Annotated in this window: 22 protein-coding genes and 1 tRNA gene; 9 read left to right on the plus strand and 14 right to left on the minus strand. The window is 72.2% G+C overall.

Annotation, left to right across the window (positions count from 1 at the left end; translation table 11 throughout):
* Positions 1-52 precede the first annotated feature (52 nt).
* Positions 53-709, minus strand: a complete 657-nt coding sequence (locus PV410_RS12155) for a peptidoglycan-binding domain-containing protein (protein ID WP_500324094.1) — start codon at positions 707-709, stop codon at positions 53-55.
* 277 nt (positions 710-986) lie between these two features.
* Between PV410_RS12155 and PV410_RS12160 the strand changes: the two genes are divergently transcribed.
* From PV410_RS12160 to PV410_RS12170, 3 genes are all read left to right on the plus strand, one after another.
* Positions 987-1,958, plus strand: coding sequence for an aldo/keto reductase (locus PV410_RS12160; protein WP_500324095.1), 972 nt, complete (start codon positions 987-989; stop codon positions 1,956-1,958).
* A 74-nt stretch (positions 1,959-2,032) separates the two neighbouring features.
* Positions 2,033-3,535, plus strand: a complete 1,503-nt coding sequence (locus PV410_RS12165; RefSeq protein WP_500324096.1) for an MFS transporter — start codon at positions 2,033-2,035, stop codon at positions 3,533-3,535.
* Between the two features lie 68 nt (positions 3,536-3,603).
* A complete protein-coding gene (locus PV410_RS12170) occupies positions 3,604-4,182 on the plus strand; it encodes a dihydrofolate reductase family protein (protein WP_500324097.1) in 579 nt (192 codons plus the stop codon).
* 30 nt (positions 4,183-4,212) lie between these two features.
* Here the strand turns inward: PV410_RS12170 and PV410_RS12175 are convergent, their stop codons facing one another.
* Both PV410_RS12175 and PV410_RS12180 read right to left on the minus strand, forming a co-directional pair.
* Positions 4,213-4,728 carry a mycothiol transferase gene (locus tag PV410_RS12175; protein ID WP_500324098.1) on the minus strand — a complete coding sequence of 172 codons (516 nt, stop codon included), beginning with the start codon at positions 4,726-4,728 and terminating at the stop codon, positions 4,213-4,215.
* Between the two features lie 53 nt (positions 4,729-4,781).
* Complete coding sequence (locus tag PV410_RS12180; RefSeq protein ID WP_500324099.1) at positions 4,782-5,702, minus strand: LysR substrate-binding domain-containing protein; 921 nt, start codon at positions 5,700-5,702, stop codon at positions 4,782-4,784.
* A 72-nt stretch (positions 5,703-5,774) separates the two neighbouring features.
* On the opposite strand from PV410_RS12180, the gene PV410_RS12185 reads away from it, so the two are divergent.
* Positions 5,775-6,701 carry a DMT family transporter gene (locus tag PV410_RS12185; RefSeq protein WP_500324100.1) on the plus strand — a complete coding sequence of 309 codons (927 nt, stop codon included), beginning with the start codon at positions 5,775-5,777 and terminating at the stop codon, positions 6,699-6,701.
* Here the strand turns inward: PV410_RS12185 and PV410_RS12190 are convergent.
* Together PV410_RS12190 and PV410_RS12195 are read right to left on the minus strand one after the other, a co-directional pair.
* The gene (locus tag PV410_RS12190; protein WP_500324101.1) at positions 6,668-7,399 is read right to left on the minus strand and encodes a class I SAM-dependent methyltransferase; all 732 of its coding nucleotides are present in this window, start codon (positions 7,397-7,399) and stop codon (positions 6,668-6,670) included. The two genes, PV410_RS12185 and PV410_RS12190, sit on opposite strands and share 34 nt — an antisense overlap.
* Positions 7,400-7,440: 41 nt before the next feature.
* A complete protein-coding gene (locus PV410_RS12195; protein ID WP_500324102.1) occupies positions 7,441-8,949 on the minus strand; it encodes a S1 family peptidase in 1,509 nt (502 codons plus the stop codon).
* A 214-nt stretch (positions 8,950-9,163) separates the two neighbouring features.
* On the opposite strand from PV410_RS12195, the gene PV410_RS12200 reads away from it, so the two are divergent.
* The gene (locus PV410_RS12200) at positions 9,164-9,607 is read left to right on the plus strand and encodes an SRPBCC family protein (protein WP_500324103.1); all 444 of its coding nucleotides are present in this window, start codon (positions 9,164-9,166) and stop codon (positions 9,605-9,607) included.
* A gap of 85 nt (positions 9,608-9,692) precedes the next feature.
* Here PV410_RS12200 and PV410_RS12205 read toward each other — a convergent pair whose 3' ends face one another.
* From PV410_RS12205 to PV410_RS12235, 7 genes are all read right to left on the minus strand, one after another.
* Positions 9,693-10,814: a baeRF3 domain-containing protein gene (locus PV410_RS12205; RefSeq protein ID WP_499509536.1), complete on the minus strand. Its 1,122-nt coding sequence runs from the start codon at positions 10,812-10,814 to the stop codon at positions 9,693-9,695.
* 115 nt (positions 10,815-10,929) lie between these two features.
* Positions 10,930-11,160 (minus strand): hypothetical protein, encoded by a 231-nt coding sequence (locus PV410_RS12210; protein ID WP_500324247.1) that lies wholly within the window; start codon positions 11,158-11,160, stop codon positions 10,930-10,932.
* Positions 11,147-11,413, minus strand: a complete 267-nt coding sequence (locus PV410_RS12215) for a DUF6400 family protein (RefSeq protein ID WP_500324104.1) — start codon at positions 11,411-11,413, stop codon at positions 11,147-11,149. The genes PV410_RS12210 and PV410_RS12215 overlap by 14 nt, the downstream gene beginning before the upstream one ends.
* Before the next feature lie 172 nt (positions 11,414-11,585).
* Positions 11,586-12,239, minus strand: coding sequence for a VanZ family protein (locus PV410_RS12220; protein ID WP_500324105.1), 654 nt, complete (start codon positions 12,237-12,239; stop codon positions 11,586-11,588).
* Between the two features lie 207 nt (positions 12,240-12,446).
* On the minus strand, positions 12,447-13,643 hold the full coding sequence (locus tag PV410_RS12225; RefSeq protein ID WP_500324106.1) for a PP2C family protein-serine/threonine phosphatase: 1,197 nt from the start codon (positions 13,641-13,643) through the stop codon (positions 12,447-12,449).
* 86 nt (positions 13,644-13,729) lie between these two features.
* Positions 13,730-14,164, minus strand: coding sequence for a nuclear transport factor 2 family protein (locus PV410_RS12230; protein ID WP_500324107.1), 435 nt, complete (start codon positions 14,162-14,164; stop codon positions 13,730-13,732).
* Between the two features lie 79 nt (positions 14,165-14,243).
* Positions 14,244-14,522, minus strand: coding sequence for a DUF6510 family protein (locus PV410_RS12235; RefSeq protein ID WP_499509531.1), 279 nt, complete (start codon positions 14,520-14,522; stop codon positions 14,244-14,246).
* A gap of 734 nt (positions 14,523-15,256) precedes the next feature.
* Between PV410_RS12235 and PV410_RS12240 the strand changes: the two genes are divergently transcribed.
* Positions 15,257-15,730: a hypothetical protein gene (locus PV410_RS12240; RefSeq protein WP_500324108.1), complete on the plus strand. Its 474-nt coding sequence runs from the start codon at positions 15,257-15,259 to the stop codon at positions 15,728-15,730.
* 108 nt (positions 15,731-15,838) lie between these two features.
* Here the strand turns inward: PV410_RS12240 and PV410_RS12245 are convergent, their stop codons facing one another.
* Positions 15,839-16,375 (minus strand): hypothetical protein, encoded by a 537-nt coding sequence (locus PV410_RS12245; protein WP_500324109.1) that lies wholly within the window; start codon positions 16,373-16,375, stop codon positions 15,839-15,841.
* A gap of 517 nt (positions 16,376-16,892) precedes the next feature.
* Here PV410_RS12245 and PV410_RS12250 point away from each other — a divergent pair.
* The 3 genes from PV410_RS12250 to PV410_RS12260 all read left to right on the plus strand — a co-directional run bounded on the left by PV410_RS12250 (position 16,893) and on the right by PV410_RS12260 (position 19,317).
* A tRNA-Trp gene (locus tag PV410_RS12250) sits at positions 16,893-16,967 on the plus strand.
* A 364-nt stretch (positions 16,968-17,331) separates the two neighbouring features.
* On the plus strand, positions 17,332-18,249 hold the full coding sequence (locus tag PV410_RS12255; RefSeq protein ID WP_500324110.1) for a site-specific integrase: 918 nt from the start codon (positions 17,332-17,334) through the stop codon (positions 18,247-18,249).
* Positions 18,250-18,477: 228 nt separating this feature from the next.
* On the plus strand, positions 18,478-19,317 hold the full coding sequence (locus PV410_RS12260) for a tyrosine-type recombinase/integrase (RefSeq protein ID WP_500324111.1): 840 nt from the start codon (positions 18,478-18,480) through the stop codon (positions 19,315-19,317).
* A 393-nt stretch (positions 19,318-19,710) separates the two neighbouring features.
* Here PV410_RS12260 and PV410_RS12265 read toward each other — a convergent pair whose 3' ends face one another.
* On the minus strand, positions 19,711-19,884 hold the full coding sequence (locus PV410_RS12265) for a hypothetical protein (RefSeq protein ID WP_500324112.1): 174 nt from the start codon (positions 19,882-19,884) through the stop codon (positions 19,711-19,713).
* Positions 19,885-20,052 lie beyond the last annotated feature (168 nt).

Raw genomic sequence — 20,052 nt, forward strand, 5'->3', positions numbered from 1 at the left:
CCGCCTCACCTGTCGCGAAGGCGCCGCCAGGCGGGCCCGCCCGGCGGCGCCTTCAGCCCGAGGCGAGCGACGTACGGGACTCCAGGTCGCGGCGCGTGGCGTCGCCGTACTCACCGCTCTCGTCGCCGCGGACGCCGTACCAGACCTGGAAACGGGCGACGGCCGCGGCGAGGCGCCCGTCGAAGCGGCCGTCGACGGCACCGTCCGCGTAGACGTCCGGGATCCGCAGCAGCCGGGCCTGGAGCTCGCTGACGGCCGGTCCGGTGTCGCCCTGCCGGAGCACCCCGCCGATCGCGCCCGCACCGGGCGAGCCGGGTGCGGCGGGGGAGGCGGGGGCGGCGCCCTGCGGGGTACCGGGGTGGAGGACGCCGGGGGAGAACAGGGCGAGGGCGAGGGCGAGCGCGAATCCGGCGGCGCCGCCGGTGCCGGTGAGCAGCGCGACGCGCAGCGCGCGCCGGGTGGCGGGGGAGCGCCGGGGCGGTGCCGTCCTGGTCCCGGCCCGGGGATCCGCGGCCCGGGGGTCCGCGGCCTGAGGCGCGGCCCGTCGCGGAGGCGGTCCGGTGCGGGGCAGCGCCTGGGTGTCAGGGCCGCCCTCCCGGGGCGGGGCGGCACCGCCGGCGGGGCGGAAGAGGCCGAGGGACTCCTCCCACGGCTCGTCCGGCCCTCCGGGCGTCTCCCGCGCGGTGATGATGCGCGTCGGCTCGATCATGCGGCGCCGCGGCGGTCCTCCGCCGGACGGGTTCGGCACAGCGGTCCCCCTGTTCTCCCCCCCCCCGTCATTCGTACTGGGCCGGCCACGCTAGGACCCGCGGGTGGGCCGAAGGCCCGGAATCGCCGAACGCGCCGCGCCCCGGGCTCCGTTGGGGTATGCGCGGTCACCGCCGACGGCGCCGCGAAGGAACCCTGACGACCTTGTGCCGGCCGGTCGCCTATCGTCGTGGCTGCGGAGACCGCTCCGCGGGTGACGGCACGAGTGGAGGACGACTGTGCGCTACCGGGACCTGGGACGCAGCGGGCTGCGGGTGTCGGAGATCGACTACGGAGCCTGGGGGATCGGCGAGTCCGCGTGGGTGGGCGCGACCGAGGACGAGTCGCTGCGCGCCCTGAACCGGGCCGTCGACCTCGGGGTGAACCTCATCGACACCGCCCGCGGCTACGGCGAGAGCGAGCGCATCGTCGGACGGGTCGTCCGCGACCGCGCCCGGGCCGGTGACGAGATCCTCGTGGCCACCAAGGTGCCGCCGAAGAACCGCCTGTGGCCCGCCCCCGACGGCGTGGACCCGGCGGAGGCGTTCCCCGGCGACCACATCCGCGAGAGCCTCGAGACCAGCCTGCGGGCCGCCGGGCTCGACCACTTCGACGTGCTCCAGTTCCACGTCTGGAGCGACGAGTGGGTCGGCCGCGGGGACTGGGCGGAGACCGTCGCCGACCTGAAGAAGGAGGGCAAGATCCGGCTCTTCGGGGTGTCGGTCAACGACCACGAGCCGGACAACGCCCTCGCCCTGGTCCGCAGCGGGCTCGTGGACACGGTGCAGGTGGTCTACAACGTCTTCGACCAGGCACCGGCGGACGCGCTGCTCCCCGCCTGCCAGGAGCAGGGCGTCGGCGTCATCGTCCGGGTGGCCCTCGACGAGGGCGGCCTGACCGGCCGGATCACCGCCGGAACCACCTTCCCCGAAGGGGACTTCCGCAACCGCTACTTCCGTGACGACCGCCCCGCGCAGGTGGAGCGCCGCGTGGACGCCATTGTCGCCGACCTCGGCATCGACCCCGACGACATCGCGGAGACCGCCCTGCGGTTCGTGCTGAGCGCCCCCGCGGTCTCCACCGTCATCCCCGGCATGCGGTCGGTGCGCAACGTCGAGCGGAACACCGCGTTGAGCGACGGCCGGCCCCTGACGCCGGAACAACTCGCGGTCCTGGCCCGGCACCGCTGGGAGCGCAACTTCTACGGCTGACCGCCCGCAGCATGAACGCCCCCGGCGGGGGAAGGCGCGCTTCCGGACAGAACGGCTCGTTCACGGAGGTGACCATGTCAGCGTCGACGGCTCATGCCGACCCGCCGGGAGCGTTGCGGACCGATGTGCCGGCCCGGCTGGACCGGTTGCCGTGGACCCGCTGGCACTGGCGCATCGTCATCGGCCTGGGCACCGTGTGGATCCTCGACGGCCTCGAGGTCACCATCGTCGGCAACATGGCGGGCCGGCTGGCCGAGCAGGGCAGCGGCATCGACATCAGCACCGCCCAGGTCACCACGCTGGCGGCCGCGGTGTACGTCGCGGGGGCCTGCCTGGGCGCGCTGTTCTTCGGCAGGCTGACCGACCGGCTCGGCCGCAAGAAGCTGTTCATGGTGACCCTGGCCGTCTACCTCGCGGCCACGGCGGTCACCGCGGTGTCGTGGACCGCCTGGTTCTTCATCCTGTGCCGCTTCTTCACCGGCTTCGGCATCGGCGGCGAGTACGCCGCCATCAACTCGGCGATCGACGAGCTGATCCCCGCCCGGGTGCGCGGCCGGATCGACCTGATCATCAACGGCAGCTTCTGGATCGGCGCCGCCGTGGGCGCGTTCGCGTCCATCGCCCTGCTGGACACCTCGCTGTTCGCCGGTGACGTCGGCTGGCGGCTCGCCTTCGGCATCGGCGTCGTCCTGGGCCTGGTCATCCTGCTGGTGCGCCGTCACGTGCCGGAGAGCCCGCGCTGGTTGTTCACCCACGGACGGGCGGAGGAGGCCGAGCGCCTGGTCGCCGACGTCGAGCGCACGGTGGCCGAGGAGAGCGGCAAGCCCCTGCCGGAGCCGGGCGAGAGCATCCTCATCCGCCCCCGCGGCGAACTGGGTTTCCTCACCATCGCCCGCACCGTCACCCGCGAGTACCCGCGCCGCACGCTGCTCGGTCTCGCGCTCTTCTCCGGCCAGGCCTTCCTCTACAACGCCGTCACCTTCGGCTACGCGGTCATCCTCACCACCTTCTTCGACGTGCCGAACGGTGACACCGGCTACTACTTCGCCGTCATCGCGGTCGGCAACTTCCTCGGCCCGCTGCTGCTCGGTCACCTCTTCGACTCCGTGGGCCGCAAGCCGATGATCACCGGCAGCTACGTCGGCTCCGGCCTGCTCCTGTTCGGCACCGCCTGGCTGTTCCAGCAGGGCGCACTCAGCGCGGTCACCATGACGGCCTGCTGGACCGCGGTGCTGTTCCTCGCCTCCGCGGGAGCCAGCGCGGCCTACCTGACGGTCAGCGAGATCTTCCCGCTGGAGACCCGTGCGCTGTGCATCGCCTTCTTCTACGCCGTCGGCACCGCCCTCGGCGGCATCACCGGCCCCCTGCTCTTCAACGGCCTGGTCGGCAGCGGCGAGCCCGGCGACACCACCCTCGCCTTCTGCCTCGGCGCCGCCCTGATGACCCTCGCGGGCCTGGTCGAGGCGGCCATCGGGGTACGCGCCGAGCGGCGCAGCCTGGAGTCCCTGGCTGCCCCGCTCAGCGCCGTCGGGGAACCGGCGGGGACCACCTCCGGCGCCTCCGGAGCGCGCCCGTGAAGGGCGTCCCCGGCGACCCCGGGGGCGTATCGTCCGGTGGGTCGTAGGCAACCCAGGGGAGGACCCCCGTGCGAAAGATCATCCTGCAGATGGCGGTGTCCCTCGACGGCTACTTCGAGGGGCCCGACCGTGAGATCGACTGGCACCGCGTGGACGAGGAACTGCACCTCCACATGAACGAGCGGCTGAAGACGATGGGCGCCTTTCTGAGCGGCCGCGTCACCCACGAGCTCATGGCCGCCTACTGGCCCACGGCCGACGCCGACCCGCAGAGCAGCCCCGCCGAGGCGGAGTTCGCCGGGATCTGGCGCGACATGCCGAAGTTCGTGTACTCGCGGACGCTGGAGCGGGCCGAGTGGAACACCACGATCGTGCGCGACGTCGTCGCCGAGGAGGTCCTGGAGCTCAAGGCGCGGCCGGGCGGCGACCTGGTGCTCGGCGGTGCCGACCTCGCCGCCTCGTTCCTGCGGCTGGGACTGGTCGACGAGTACCGGATCTACGTCCACCCGGTCGTGCTGGGCCGGGGCAGGCCGGTCTTCCCCGACGCCGGCACGCTCACCGCCCTCCGGCTCGCCGGGACCCAGACCTTCGGCAACGGGGTCGTGCTGCTGCAGTACGACCGGGCCGACGCCGGACCGGGCGTCTGACCGGGCGTCTGAGCGGGCGCCTGACCGCCGCTAGAGCGCGCCGCGTTCCACGCAGCCGCGCAGGAACGCGGCCTGCCCGGCGTGCTGCAGGTCGTCCGACACCACGCTGACCAGCCGTACCGCCAGCGTCACCGGCGGATCCCAGCTGGTGTCGACGACGCGTGGGAAGTCCGTCTCGCGGAGCGTCCGCAGGTAGCCCAGGGTGTGCTCGTACACCGCGTCGTGGTAGCCGGTCAGCAGCTCGCCCGACGCGACGCGCAGCGCGGCGACGTCCTTGGGGCGGTGGCCGTACCCGGTGTCGTACGGCGCGAAGGGCAGGCCGAAGCGGTCGGCCCAGCCGCCGTCGGTCCACAGCTGCCCGGTGCCCGCGACGCCGGCCACATGGTCGTCCTGAATGCGCGTCAGGTGCCAGATCAGCCAGGCGATCGAGTTCGCCCCCTCGTCGGGCCGCGCGTGCAGGCCGTCCAGGGGCATGCCGTCGACGGCCTCGTGCACGGTCTCCTGGATCCTGCCGAAGGCGTCGGCGAGCAGATCTGCGCTCTTCATGCGTGCTCCCTCGGTTCCTGTGCCGGGCGGTCCCCGCTGCCGCTCCGCCCACGCTAGGCGTGCCGCCCCGCCGCGGCCACCAGACACTCCAGCACGCGGCGCAAGGGCGGCTGCCCGGCGGTGCCGGCGGCCAGCAGCGCCGAGACCGTACGGGTCACCGGGTGCGCGGGCGGGTGCAGGCTGACGCCGTCCAGGGCGGCGGGCAGTGCCAGCCGAGGGACGAGCGCGACACCCGCACCGGCCGCGACGAGGGCGGTGAGCACCGAGAAGTCACTGGCCAGCGCCACCGGCCGGGGCACGAATCCGGCCGCGCCGCAGGCCCGCCGGGTCAGCTCGTGGCAGGAGGTGTCCGGTCCGGGCATGAGCCATTCCTGCCCGGCGAGGAGCGCCAGGTCGAGGGCCTCGCCCGGGCCCAGGCCGTGTTCGGCGGCGAGCGCGGGAGGAACGGCGAGCAGCACCGGGTCCTCCATCAGATGGTGCTGCTCGCAGCCGGCGGGCACCTCGCGCGGGAGCAGGCTGTACGCGTGGACGACGGCGATGTCGGCCTCACGGCGCCGCAGCAGCTCCACCGCCGCGGCGGGTTCGTGCTCGGCGATCCTCAGCCCGGTCGACGCACCGGCATCCCCGCCGGCGAGCAGCCGCCACACCTCCGGCATCAGGGTGCGCGCCGCGGACGGGAAGGCGGCGACGCGGACGGGGCCGCCGGCGCCCCCGCGGAGCCTGTCCAACGCGGCCTCGGCGGAGGCGAGATCGCCGAGGATCACCTCCGCGTGCTCCACCAGCAGTCGCCCGGCCGGGGTCAGCCGCAGCGTGCGGCCCCGCTTCTCCAGGACCGGGACCCCGGTCTCCCGCTCCAGCGCGGCGAGTTGCTGGGAGACGGCGGGGCCGGTCAGATGCAGTGCCTCGGCGGTCGCGGCGACCGTGCCGTGCACCGAGAAGGCCCGCAGCAGGCGCAGCCGGCGGACGTCGAGCATAAAGCCCACCTTCTCGTTTTCGGAAGAAAGGGTAACTGGATCTTTTCCATCCTAGTCGGGACAGTGGGACACGTGAAGCCTCCCGCCCCCTCGCCCCGTGTCCTCGCCCTCGCCGGCACCGTCGTGCTGTGGGCCTCGGCGTTCCCCGCCATCCGCGTCGGCCTGGAGGGGCTGGGGGTCGCCGGTCTGTCCTTCCTGCGGCTGGCCGTGGCGTCCGCCGCGCTCGCCGTGGCCGCACCCCTGCTCGGCGTCCGCCGGCCACGGCGGCGCGACCTGCCGCTCATCGCGTTGTGCGGCCTGACCGGCATGGCCGCGTACCAACTGCTGCTCAACTGGGGCGAGGTTCACGTCCCCGCGGGCACCGCCAGCCTGCTGGTCGCCATCGCCCCCGCCTTCAGCGTGTTCCTCGCGACGGCCTTCCTCGGCGAACCGCTGACCCGCACCGTCGTGGCGGGCAGCCTCGTGGCGATCGGTGGGGCCGCCGTCATCGCCCTCGCCCGCGGCGGCGCGCACTTCACCGCGGGCGCGCTCGTCGTCCTCGGCGCCGCCGTCGTCCAGGGCGTCTACCACGCCGCCACCAAACCGCTGCTGCGCCGCCACACCGGACTGGAGGTGGCCTGCTACGCCATGTGGGCCGGCACCCTGATGCTGCTGCCACTCGCCCCCGGCACCGTGCGGGCGGCGGCCCACGCCCCCGGCCCGGCCCTCGCCTCGGCGGTCTACCTCGGCCTGCTGCCGTCCGCGCTGGGTTTCGTGATCTGGGGGTACGCGGTCGCCCGGCTCAGCCTCGCGACCTCGACGGCGGCGCTGTACCTCGTACCGCCGGTGGCCCTCCTCGTCGCCTTCGTGTGGCTCGGCGAGATCCCCCGGCCCACCGAACTGGCGGGCGGGGCGATCGGCATCGCGGGCGTCGTCCTGATCAACCGCGGGCGGCCCGGGGCGTCCGGGGCCGGCCGGGCCGCGCGTCAGCGGACCGCGAGGACCAAGGTCACGACGTAGTTCTCCTCGACCACGCCGTCCGGGAAGTGCCGCAGCAGGCGCTCCCGTTCGGCGGCGAGGAAGGCGCCGGCGCGTTCCTCGCCGAGCACCAGGAAGGCCGACTGGGTGCCGACGTTCGCCAGGTGCACCTCGACGGGCACCCGCCGGGACCACGGCAGCCGGTGCTCGGCGAAACCCGGCCCGCCCGGCAGCCGCCCCGAGCGGGGATGGGACAGCTTCCCGAAGAAGCCGCCCAGCCGGTCCTGCTCGCCGGCGATCCACGGCACCGACACGTCGGGGTCGTTGCGCCACAGCGCGAACGCGCCGCCCGGCCGCAGCACCCGCAGCGCCTCCGGCACCGACCGCCGCGGATCGGTCCAGTGCCAGGCCTGCGCGTACGTCACGAAGTCGAAGGCGCCGGAGGCCAGTGGCAGCCGGTCGCCGTCCCCGCGCACCAGGGCGACGTCCGGCAGGTTGCGGCGCAGCTCCGCGGCCATGCCGTCGCCCGGCTCCACGGCCACCACCCGGGCGCCGCGCTGGTGCAGCAGCGCGGTGGCGATGCCGGTCCCCGCGCCCACGTCGGCGACCAGGGCACCGTGCAGCCGGTGCCCCGCCAGCTCCTCCACGGCGTCGAGGAGGGCCGGCGGGTACGAGGGACGGTTCGCGGCGTACCGTCCGGCGGCCCGGTCGAAGGCGCGGGCGCGAGGTGAGCTGGTCATACCTCCATGATCCTCCGCCCCGGCCCGCTCGTGGCGCCCGGTCAGTCCCAGCCTCCTGGGCCGTAGCCCCCGCCGGCTCCCGCGGCGGGACGGATCCACCGCGTGGCCAGGAAAGCGAGGCAGCTGACGGCGACGATCAGCAGACCGGGGCCGATGCCGCCCCCGCTGCCGATCGCGCCCAGCGACGTCTGATCGCTCGCGGTGCCCGGGTAGACCGGCGCACCACCCGGCGCCGTCGGGGCGGCAGGGGCCCCCGGGGCCGCCTGCTGCCCGCCCTGACCGTTGCCGGAGCCGCCTGTGCCGCCGGAGCCGCCCCCCGCGCCCCCGCCCGCCTCACGGGTGGGCGCACCGGCGGAGGCGGCCGGCGCCGCGCCCGGCGCGTCGCCACCGGCGGCCGGCGCCGGGGCGTCACCGCTGTCCGTGGCGCGCGGCAGGCTCACGCCGAGCGCCGCCATCGCCGAGTTCACCGGCTGGAAGAACGTGATGCCGCCCGCCGTGCAGTCGCCGCTGCCGCCCGAGGTGATCCCGAGCGCGAAGCCCTGCGCGAACAACGGGCCGCCGCTGTCGCCGGGCTCGGCGCACACGGAGGTCTGTATGAGCCCGCTGACCGTCCCCTCGGGGTAGTTGACCGTCGCGTTCAGCCCGGTCACCTGACCGGAGTGCAGCCCCGAGGTGCTGCCGCTGCGGAAGACCTCCTGCCCCACGAACGGGTCGGCTGCGCCGGTGATCCGGACCACGCGGCCCGCGCCGACCCCGACGACGCTGCTGTGGTCCGATCCGTCGTTCTGGTACTGCACGAGCGAGAAGTCGCCGCCGGGGAAGGAGGTCGAGACGGTGGTGCCGACGGGCCTGGTCCCCTGGTTGTCGGCGAACCAGGCGGTGCCCGGCGGGCCGCAGTGACCGGCCGTCAGGATGAAGTCGGTCGTCCCGTTGGTGACGTTGAAGCCTGCGGAACAGCGGCTGCCCCGGGTCAGGATCGGTGCGGCCCCCGCGGTCCTGGTCGTGAAGTCGGCCGCGGTGCGCTCCATGCGGACCTGCCCGCCGATGCCGTCCGCGACGGACTGCAGGCGCGCCCACTCGTCGGCGGAGACCGTGCTGTCGGCCAGCACCAGGACCTCGTTGGAGACCGGATCGACCGACCAGGCGGTTCCGGGCACGCGGGGGGCCTCGCGCAGTTCGCCGGCCGCGTCCTTCAGGTCGCGCATGCTGTAGCGGACGACCTCCGCCCGGGCGCCCGCCCTGGCGACCTCGGCCGCGGTGTCCCGGTCCGTCACGGCGACCACCGGGCGGCCCTCGGCGTCCACCCAGCTCCCGCCGGTCCGGGCGTCGCCGAGGCGCGCCGCCAGGTCTCTGGCCAGGCCCGCGGCGTCCGCCGTGCCCTGCCCGCCCTGCGCGCCGTCCGGGGCGTCCAGCACCTGGCTGCCGCTCCCGGTCCGCGTGCCGTCGGGGGCCGCCCCGAAGGCCTGCGACATCATCACTCCGCCGCAGACCACTCCCGCGACGGCCACGAGCCGCAGCGCGCGCTGCACCTGACGCCGTGTGCGCCTCAACGTGCCCCCTACATCCGCTTCCGTACCTGCAGGTCACCGGCATCGACTGCCGCGGGCCCGAGAGGGGACCCGGCCTTCCATACGTGCGGGGGAGCCGCAGCGCTCACCGCGTGCGGCGCCGATCCGGAACGCGCGGAGGTGCCCGGGGTGGCGAGGCGCTCTATCGTGGCCGGGTCGGCGCAGCCGACGATCCAACGAGCCATCAAGGAGCGACATGGGCGGTCAATTCGAGGCGGTCGTCGAGGTCGACCGTCCTGTGGCGGAGGTCTTCGCCTTCCTCGCCGACGGGCGCAACGACCCCAAGTTCAGCCCCCGGGTGCAGGAGATCCTGCGCACGCCCGACGCCCCGACGGCGGTCGGCACGGTGTTCACCAGCGTCGTGAAGGACGCCGGGATGAAGTCCCACCGGGAGTTCCGGATCACCGAGTTCGACCCGCCCAACCGGATCCGCTGGACCGAGCAGTCGAAGAACCTGGTCACCGCCGAGGGCGGTTACGACCTGCAGCCGGTGTCCGAGACCACCACCCGGGTGCGGATCTTCAACCACCTGGAGGGGCACGGTCTCGGGAAGCTGCTGGTGGGTCTGGCCCTGAGCGCCGCACGCAAGGACGCCCCGGCGTTCGGGCAGCGGATCAAGGCCGCCGCCGAGGCGTCCTGACCGCTCACCGACCCCCTGGCACCCTGGCACGCGTCACCCGGGCCGCGCCGCCGACAGCGGACCCGGGTGGCGTCCTGGCGGGGGCTCAGTAGCGCAGCACCGCCGCGATCCGGTCGTGCTCGGCGAGGCTGTCCGGCGCCACGAAGCGGACCTCGGCGCCCTTGTCGAGCGCCGCCTCGACCAACTCGTCCACGATGTCCTCGCGGATGCCGTCCTCGAAGCCGCCCGCCTCCGGGCCGTCACCGTCCACCGGAGTGAGGTGACCGTCACTCAGGCGTACCGTGCGCTGGAAGTCCTCCTCGACCACGACGAGTTCGGCACGGCCCTCGCACACGGACTCCCACACCTCGTCCAGCCCCGCCGCGAAGGTCCTGCGGCTACGGGCGTCCACCAGCCTGCGGCCGGTCCTTTCCGTCTCCCGCTCGGCGAACTCCCTCTGCGCCGGGGCGAGTTCCTGGAGGAGCGTCTGCGCGGGGCCGTTCGCCAGGCCGCCCTTGTGCACGACGGCCACCGCGGCGTCCGCGGCGGTGCCGACCTCCTTGAGCAGGGCGACCGCGTCCGGCAGGCCCACCAGGTACAGCGGCCGGCCATCGGCGGCCAGGAGGGAGGCGAGGGCGCCGTCGACGGACCGCAGGAAGCGCCGCGTCTCCTCGTCCCGGAAGGTGCTCGGGTGGTCCCCGACCTGCTCCTGCCGCTCCGGGTCCCACTGCACGGGGTCCGGCTCCATGGGGAAGCCCTGCGCGTCCTGGGGGTGCAGCGACTGGCCGCTGCCGCTCCACAGGGTCGCCCGGTCGGCCGCCACCGTGAGCACCCAGTACGGGAGGGCCCTGGCCTTCGCGGCGACCAGGTTGCGGGTCAGGAAGCTGTCGCTGAGCACCACCCGCTCGGGGACGGCCCGGGGCAGCGTCCAGATCTGGTGGTCCCGCTCCGTGGCGTACATGACGAGCCCGTCCAGCGAGTAGCGCAGGTCCACTTCGGCGGCGGCGGCCTTCAGCTGCGTCTTGATGGCCATCCGCGAACGGCGGGACGCCTCCGGATCGTGCTCGATCCGGCGCTCGGCCTCGGCGAGCAGATTGCGCAGCCGTACGGCGTCCTGGGCGTTGTCCGGTTCGCGCCGATGCGTCGGCATGGTCAGCGACACCGCCGGATACGGCCTGGTCGCGCGCAGTGCTCGCAGGGTGCCGGCCGTCAGGGCATCGGTTTCCATGATCGCCTCCCTGAGGGGTCCGCGGTTGCTCCCCGCGGACGGGGGCAGCCCACACCCCGAGCCTCGCACACCAGGCTGGCCGCCGCCTGCCGGGGACGGCCCGGCCGCGCGGTGTTCAGGCCCCGTTGCGGTGGTGCGCGCCGAAACCGGAGTCCCAGGCCCACATGTGGGTGCAGCCGGGGCACTGCAGATGCACCACGGGCCCCTTGTTCGACAGCAAGTAGCGCCAGTGGTCGGGGCAGTTGCGGCCCGCGGCGCAGGTGGCGCACTCCCGGTGGTCCTCGCAGCGCGGGCAGGGGACCCACGCCCGGCGGCCGGGGTCGGCCGTGGGATCAATCGGAAGCAGCACCGTCGTCCTCCTCGGACCCCTCACGGGGCGGCAGCACGCCGGCCGCCACGAGCGTGCGGTACACCGCCTCCTGCTCGTCGTCGAGGCCGGAGTAGAGCAGCCGGTACGCCGCGTCCTCCTCGCGCAGCACGGCGACCGGGTCCCAGTCGTCGCCGAGGGCGGCGAGGACCTCGGCCCGGCGGCGGGTCTCGTGGTCGGTGAAGTCCAGCTCGAACGCGTGGAGGCGGTCCGGGACGTCGTCGTCGTTCATGTCGCTCGCTCCCGGGGCAATCGGGGATGAATCCACCCTGTGTAACAAAGGGTCGTGCTCGGGGGAAAGCCTTTCCGGCTCGGATGTGACGCACTCCATGCGGCTCCGCCGCTGGTCAGGGACGTACCAGCGGCGGAGCGCCAGGTGGCCCGGGAGGGTTTCCGGGCCCTGTTCAGGAGCGCCGGGCGGCCTTGCGGCGCACCGTCCCGAAGGACAGGAAGGACTTGCGGGGCGCCGTCTGCGCGGCCTTGGCGCCCTTGCCGGCCTTCGTCGTCCTACCGGACCTCCCGGGCTTCCCCGACGTCCCGGCCGTGCCGCTCCCGCGGGTCCCGAAAACCTTCGTGATCCTCGACGTCCTCGTGCCGCCCGTGGGCTTCGCCGCCGGGGCCGGGGCCTGGGCGGGGGCCGCCGGGGGGACGGCGTGCACGGCCCGGCCGAGGCGGCGCCCGAAGAGCAGGTAACCCAGCAGGGCACCGGTGGTGTTCATGATCACGTCATCGATGTCGAAGGCGCGGCCCTGCACCACCGCCCCCTGCGCCAGCTCCACGAGGATCATCACCAGGCCCGTCGTCACCACCACGCGCAGCGCCCCGCGCGCCTTCGGTGCCAGCACCGGGAGCAGCACGCCGAAGGGCATGCCCAGCAGCACGTTCCCCCCGACCTGCCGTACGGCGCCCGCGACCGTGTACCGCTCGTAGTACTGGCGCAGCGAGGCGCCCGGGTGCAGGTTCGCGTGAGCGAGACCCTCAGAGGCGTACGACGGCGCCAGCGTCGCGCGGGCCAGCACCGCCCCGAACGCGACCATCGCCACAAACGCCAGCGCCATCGCCGCCCACCGGGCCAGCGAGGCCAGTGGCGACCGCCGCCCCTCTTGCCTTGTCTCCGACGAACGCCCGCGCAACGCCAACCGAGCCACGGACTTCCCCCCTCTTCTGGTCTGTTCCGGTCGTGGTCTCCCCGTGTCACAGACCGGATACCCCGAGCGCCCTCCGGGATGCCGGGTGACCGCGCTCTCCGCGGCGGGCAACGGCGTTCACCCCGGGGGCGCCGCCTGATGGGGAGGCGGCGGCGCCGAGGGCGGGCGACCACCCGCGCGGCCGGTCGCCGCCACCAGGGCCGGGGACCGGCTGATCGCCAGCACGGCCGCGTCGTCGCCGAGGCAGCCTCCCGCGTAGGCCAGCAGGTCCGTGCACAGCCGTTCCACCAGCGCCTCGGGATCACCGGCCGGCTGCCCGGCGAGCCGTCCGGTCAGCGGGTAGAACGACCCGGCCACGTCGCGCGCCTCGACGACACCGTCGGTGTACAGCAGCAGGGTGTCGCCCGGCTCGAAGGCGAACGTACGCACCGAGGGCTCCGCGCCGGCGAACTGCGTCAGCCCCAGCGGCGGCGCGGGCGCCGGCATGTCGAGCGGGGTCACGCGGCCTTCGTGGAGCCGCAGCGGCGGGGGATGACCGCAGGTGACGAGGTGGACCACCGGCTCGTCGTCCGGGATGTCGGCGACGACCGCGGTGACGAAGGACTCCGCCTCGTCCTCGGTCGGCCCGGCCTCGGCCGCGGGGTCGGTGAGGTCGGAGGAGATCGCCTGTTCCAGCCACAGGACCAGCGCCGGCAATTCCGCCTGCCGGTGCGCCACGGCACGGAAGGCGCCCAGGGTCAGCGCGGCCTCGTTCACCGCCTCCATGCCCTTGCCGCGGACGTCCCCCACGATCACCCGGGTCCCGGTGTCCGTGCGCACAGCCGCGTACAGGTCCCCTCCGATCTGTGCCTCCTCCTCCGCGGCGAGGTAGACCGAGGCGATGCGCAGCGGCCCGATGCGCCGGGGGATGGGCCGTAGCAGCACCCGCTGCGCGGTCTCCGCAACCGAGCGCAGCCGGGTCACCTGTCGCTCGTGCTTCACGCGCAGATGGGCGAAGAAGGTCGCCAGCACCGACATCAGGGCCAGGGTGGCGATCTGCGCCGAGTGGTTGAGGTCCAGGGGTGTCGTGCGCACCGCCGCCACGAGGACCTGCGCGACCACCGCGACGCCGCCGACGACCGCGGTCGTCCTGGCCCCCGCGAACGACGCGGTGATCGCGGGGGCGGCGACCAGGAACGGCCCCAGATGGACGTCGGGCGGTGACATGATGTCCACGACGGTGACCATCAGGATCAGCGTGAGCATGGTGGCGACCAGCAGATGCCCGGGCCGCCACGACCGCCCCCACTGTTCCAGGCGTCGTGCAACATCCATGACTCTTGGATACACCCGCGTCCGTGGCCCTGCCCGCTCGTACGCCCTCCGCCCGCTCCGCCCGCTTTGCCCGCTCCGCCCCCGCCTCAGGAGCGCCACTTCTCCAGGACGAGCACCTCCGCGATCCGCCAGCCCGTCCCGGTGTGCCGCAGACCGAAGGTGTAGCGGCCGCCGCACACGAAGTTGGGGGCGGTCGGGCCCGCCCCCGCTTCGCCGAGCCGCATGGGGTTGACGTAGTCGGCGTGCGCCACCGCGGACGGCGGGTCGAGGGCGATCCGGCGGTTGACGACCAGGTGCTGGCGCACGGGGAACAGGCGCATCGTCGAGGAGAGCCAGTCGGCGACCTCGGTGGCGGGTCCGGCGATGCCGCCCGCGGACGAATAATCGGCCCGGCCGTCCGGGGCGAAGAGCGCGACGTACGCCGCCCAGTCGCCGTCGTCGACGGCCGCCGCGTAGCCGCTGATCAGCTCGTCGACGGCCAGCCGGTCCAGCAGGATCTCCCACTCCGCTCGCGTCGTCATCGCCACAGTGTTGGGCACACGGCACGAAGAGCCAAGACCCGTGCGGCGGTCGACCGGGCCGGTTGTCAGCCCGGCGACGTCACTCGGGGAGCGGGATGCGCATGCTCACCGAGCCCCGCAGGTCCAGCCACGCGGCGGACGGCCCGCGCACCACCCGCAGGATCACGGTGTCGCACCCGGGACAGCGGGCCACCAGCCCGGGGGAGTGGTCGTACACCCGCAGCGTGGCCACCGGCCCGGTACGCCCGCAGCCCACGCAGCGGCCCTCGGCAGCCGTCATGTCCACCGCGAAGATCTCCCGGAGCGGCCCGGCCAGCGCGTTGCCGTCGGTGTACGCGTCCGTGCCCTGTGCGCTCATCCCAGCCTCCCGTCGCCCCGGCCGCCCCAGCGCCTCCCACCCTATGCACGCACAGCCCGCCCCGCGCGCCCATCGCGGCGGCCCGGGCCGCACGAAGCTACGGCCCGCAACCCCCCGGTCATCCACTCCTCCGCACCATGGGACGGTCTCCCGTGGCGGGTCCAGGAGGGGCCTCTCCATGCTTGGCCGCGAGTGCCGGCCCATGCCGGAGAGCCTGACTGCTTGTGCCGTGGGGCGCGGCGACCTGGCGGAGTACGGCGTCGTTGCCATCGGTGGACAGCTCAGCCTCTACTCGTTCCACCGCAGTCCCCGTCTTGTGTTCCGCCTCATTCAGCACCGTGCACGAGGGTTCATGGCGAGACCGGAGCCGCCGCCTGTACCGCCGACCCCGCGCGAATGCAGATGAACAGCCCCGTGCGACTCCAACTGATTTGGAAAGCCGGGCGGGAAGCCAGAGGTCCTTCCGCAACTCGAAGTCGCCGTACGCCAGGGCCCCGAAGCCGAACGCGCGGAGCTCCACGCCGTACCGGCCCGGACCTGCCAGGTAGCCGCGGCGAGCTTCGTGCGCCAGGACGAGCCGGACGCCGCATGGGTCGCCGCCGACCGAACAAGTGCTGCCCAAGTCGCCGCAAGTTTACGGGCCCCCGATCCCTCGCCCAAGGCAGCTCCCGCCCGAAGCCGCTGCCCCGACCTCCTGCCTGGTGGCAGAGGTGCCGGGGCTCTAAGGTTCCGCCGTGAGCTACGACATCTACTTTTTGAACCGGCGCCCAGAGCAGTCGTGGGACGACGCCCTGGAGGAGCTCGAAGCGCAAAGTGAGGACGTTCTCGACGGGCCGGTGACGCCAGAGCTCATCGACGCGTGGGACCGCATCGTCCCTCAGGCTCGGGGGTTGCTTGGCGAGCTCAATCTCTTCGAGACCGATGAGACACGAGAGCTCACGCACCACGCCACAGGCATTCAGGCATCTGTCTTCATCGACGAGGTAACGATCACGGTGCCCTACTGGCACATGGGGGACAAGGCGGAACACGTCCTCGGCATGGCGTATGCGCTAGGCGCGATCATCGAACGCGAGACCGGCATACAAGGCTACGACCCACAGGTCGAGCTTCCGCTCTCCGAGCTTTCGGCCCCGGACGGCATTGCCGTGATGTCTACGATCACCAATGACCTTCGGGAACGCTTCGGGGGCAGTGCCGATTCCTGAGCCCCCGCGACTGGGCCGTCTTGGGGAAGAACTGGCTGGTGGATGACCTCCGGGCGGCCCGCAGGAGGTCTGCCCGGTGCCGGCCGTAGGGCTGTGAGCACATGACGGTCACAGGCGGCGGTCCGGGTCGGCTTCCAGGACCTCTCGGATTGCCCGCCTGCGGGGGAAGAGTGCGCGTGAGCCGTACCGGTGGCCGCTCAGGTTTTGGGTAATGGCGGCGAGCCACTCGGCGTCGCCGAGCTGCGCAACTCGGCCGCTGGTCGCTACCTCGTCGAGTAGCTTGCAAGCTGCGGTGATCTCCCGCCGGGGGTACCGGTAGGCATGGTGGGTGAAGTTCGCGCTCCACTCTTCATAGGGACAGCGCGCAAGCCCCCCGATGGAAGCGGGGAGCCCCACGTGCTCGGTCGGCTGGCCGAGCCAAGACAGGATCTCCGCAACCTTCCGCAGCCTCTTCGAGTGGTTGTGCCGGTGAGGCTGGACGTCGAGCACGATGTCCATCACGCGGGCCCACGGAATCTGCTGGGTCTCGACGCCCTGCACCCAGTGCGATAGACCCTCCTTCCTCAGCCTTACGTGGTCTCCAGCGGGATCACCGATCACCCACTCCCCGTCGGTGAACGCAAGAGGTCCGAGTCGATCGGGCATGTTCTGGTCCTTCGTCCCGCAGCGCCGTCCAGCGCCGCCCGAAGAATGATGCATGACGCGCTTCGCGGGCTATCTGCCGGGGCGCTGCGCGTCAGACGGGTGTCGGTTCGCAACGACGTGCCACAGCCGTGCCACACACGACGGGGCCGGATCAGGGACGGACAGCGCCCCCAGGTATCTATTTGTCTCGGCGTGCCGCATCACAGAAAGTCGAGCCGGAGCCCGTACTCATGGAAATGACCGATGGGGCTCACCGACGAGACCACGATCAGAATGCTTCGGTCGATCCAACGGAAGCCGGCCCGAACCGTGAGTCCCTAATACGGAAGGTGTCCGAGCACCCTGCCGGCCACGTCCCGCGCGCCCACATCGCGCCGTTCCTGGAGTTCCGCGACGGCAGGATCACCGCCCAGCGCAACTGCGACTGCTACGAACGCCCGGGCGGCTGACCAGCCTTCGCCGCCCCGGAAATTGCGTGGCCGGCCCATTGCCGCACATGTCAAGGTGGAGCCACCGAAGGGGCGTAGCTCAGCCCGGCCAGAGCAGCGGACTCCAAACCCGCACGCCGCAGGTTCAAATCCTGCCGCCCCTGCAAGGCGTGACGGGGTCGCAGCCCTCGGACCTGGGAGGACCTGGCACCAGCCGCTCCAGGAATCCGGGGGTACCCTCTTCGAAGATCGTCTGCTCGCTCGATGCTCGCTCGAAGTGCAGGGCTCGCCAGGGAGTTGGTTGGGCGGCCGACAACGGGGTTACCAGGCCAACGGGCTTGGCATGTGGCCATACTTATTGCCCCAAGTCCAAGCCGGTGATCGGCTGTCTGCATGGAAGAGGTCGTCGTACTACTCCGTGCGTGGCCTTCCGCACCCGCGTTGTCCTGCGAAAATAGCCGAAACACGAGGGTGATGTTCCCTGGATGAGGCCACACCGCGGCCACACGGACTGCTTTCATCGCATCCATGGCGAGCGTGCAGGCGCGAAGGAACCGCGCAGGAGACATCATCGGCTACCGAGTGAAGTGGCGCCTCGGTGGCACACGCACAGGCGAATGGCAGTCGGAGACCTTCGCCGATGAGGCGTCGGCTCACGCGTTCGCCACAGCTGTTGAGGAGTTCGGACACGAGGCTGTGACCGCTGAGCCGCCACTTCGCGCCCGGAATCCATGTGAACTCACTGTGCTGCCGCGCTGCGACGATGACGGCGGCGTGGACGGCGAGGACATCGAGTTCCTGACGCCGACCGAAGTCGAGGGCCTGATCTCGTGCATGGAACGGCGCAGCGACCAGCTACTCGTACTCGTGAAGTACGGGACGGGCTTGAGGTGGTCGGAGATCACCGCGCTGGCACCCATGTGCGTACAGGATGTCGACACTGATAAGCCCAAGATCCGGGTGCGCCGAGCATGGAAGCGTGATGGCGGGACGGGCTACTTTCTCGGTCCGCCGAAGACGCGACGTAGCCGGCGTACCCTCCGAGTGAGCGCGGGGGTGATGGAAGCCCTCGAGGAACTGGGTCTCAATCGCCTACAGCATGATGCGCTCTTCTTCACGGGCGATAGCGGGCAACGCCTCTCCTATGCAACCTTCTCGGGACGATGGCATCGTGCCGTTAGGCGAGCAAGGCACTCTGGCTTGTTGCCGCCGGAGAAGCACCCCACCCCTCACGATCTCCGGCATTCTCACGCAGCCGCGTTGATCTCGGCCTCGCATCCTCTAACGTACGTGCAGCGTCGTCTTGGACACGAGTCCTTTACGACGACGTCAGACACCTACGGCCACTTGCTTCCAGAGGCCGACGACGACGCCATGTCTACGATCGAAGCGACACTTAGCCCGCCCCTTTGGCGCACGGTCGGCTGCGTAGTGTCAGCTGACTGAGAACGCATTACGTTGTGCGCGATGGCCGCGCTCGCGCCCCTACGCAGTCGACGCCGACCTGGCCAAGCCGATGCTGCGCGTCGCGCCCGCCTGTAAGTAGGAGAAGGCCCGAGGCGACTACCTCGGCGGCCGAAGGCAAAGAAGCTGCGGCCCACCTTGTGGGCGTCGCCCGAGGTGTGGCGGGAGCTGTGCCAGGCGGGCCCGTACGGGCTCAGTAGCAACCAGCCGGTGTTCTTCCATAACGGGCAAGGCAAGTGGTTGCCGTACAGCACGTTCTACGACCGCTGGATGGCTGCCGTCGCCAAGGCGCATGCCGAGGGCACTCTGCTCGACTTCAAGGTGCCGGCCTTTCACGACCTGCGGCACTCCCACGCCTCGGCGCTCATCTCCGCCGGCCACTCGCTGACGTACGTTCAGCGGCGGTTCGGGCGCGAGTCGATCCAGACGGCGTCCGACCGGTACGGACACCTGCTGCCGGAGGCCGACGACGCGGCGATGGACACGATCGACGAGTCGCTGCGCCGAGACGACGACACCGAGGAGACGACCGCGCCGGTGCCGGGCGCCCGGGGCACGGTGTACATCGTGCACCTCGGGGAGCGCCTGGTCGGGTTCTGGAAGCGGGCGCACGCGCTGGAGACCTCCGCGGCCTGGAGCGAGAACCCGGGCGGGGCGACCCGCGTCGAGACGTGGTCGGCGCAGTGGTGGTCGCGCACGGTCGGCAACGGCGTGAGGGACATCCGCAGCGAGGTGCCCGACCGGCTGTGGGTCTGGCAGCTCGGCCCGGCGGTGTACGGGTCGGACGGCACCGAGCTGGCCAGCGACCCGAACGTGCACGAGCTGCGCGGCCGGTGGGCGTGGGAGTGGGACGACCTGTACACCAGCGAGCCCGCCCGGTCGCGGGCGGAGTGGCTCGACGGCGCCGACGGCCTGACAGTGGCGGCCGCATGGGGCCTCTACGAAGCCTCCGTGCGGGCTGCCTACGCGGAGGCCCGCACGGACGCTCTGAGAATCTGCGGACTGCACCCGGGCCGCGGCGTGGCTGATGGCAGGGGCGCAGTCACCTGATGCCGCCCAAAGGTGACCACTGGCGCGCCGTTCTGCATGCCTCCCCAGGTTGCGGATCCGTCCCCTTCTCCGGCACTTTCGGCCCGCTACCCACTGGCCCGGGAGAATGCTCTCCATGAGCACCGCCACCCCCTCTCCGCCGTCCCGGATCCCGCGTCAGGGCGGGCGGTGCTGCGCCCGGATCAACAGGGTGGCCTGGACCGCGCTGTGCGGCATCTGCACCGTCCGGGTACCCGTGGCTTGTACGTCTCGGCGTGCTGAGTCTCACTTCGATGTCCGGATGAGTTCTCTTTTCAGTGTCCGGCGTTCTTCTGGCTGGCATCCGTATCACGTGCTGGATTGGCTGTGCGGGGCAGAGCTACGGATGACAGCCAGTGAGAAATTGATGTGACGTCAGGTGGGAAAATACAGGACATCGAGGCGAGAATTCCAATAGTGATGGCCCACCTGACCTGGGGGTTTCTTCCGACTTAACTGGAGCACCAGCGCGGTGCGCTGGCCGGCGCGGTTGGTCAGCTGGCCGGAGACGGCCCGGCCAAGGCACGAGCCGAGACCGAACAGCGTCATAGATGCCCCCGCGGCAGTGGTGCCATGCGCGGAGGGACGTAGTAGCCCAAGGAGTCCCGCGACCGATGGTGATGGTGTAGATCCGCCGGCGGAAGTGCCGCCGCACCTGCCGGTGCGCGCACACCGCGGTGGCAAGGGTGGTCTTACCGAAGCCCCCGGCCCCGGACA

The organism is Streptomyces sp. PA03-5A (genome assembly GCF_033792725.1).
GTDB lineage: Bacteria > Actinomycetota > Actinomycetes > Streptomycetales > Streptomycetaceae > Actinacidiphila.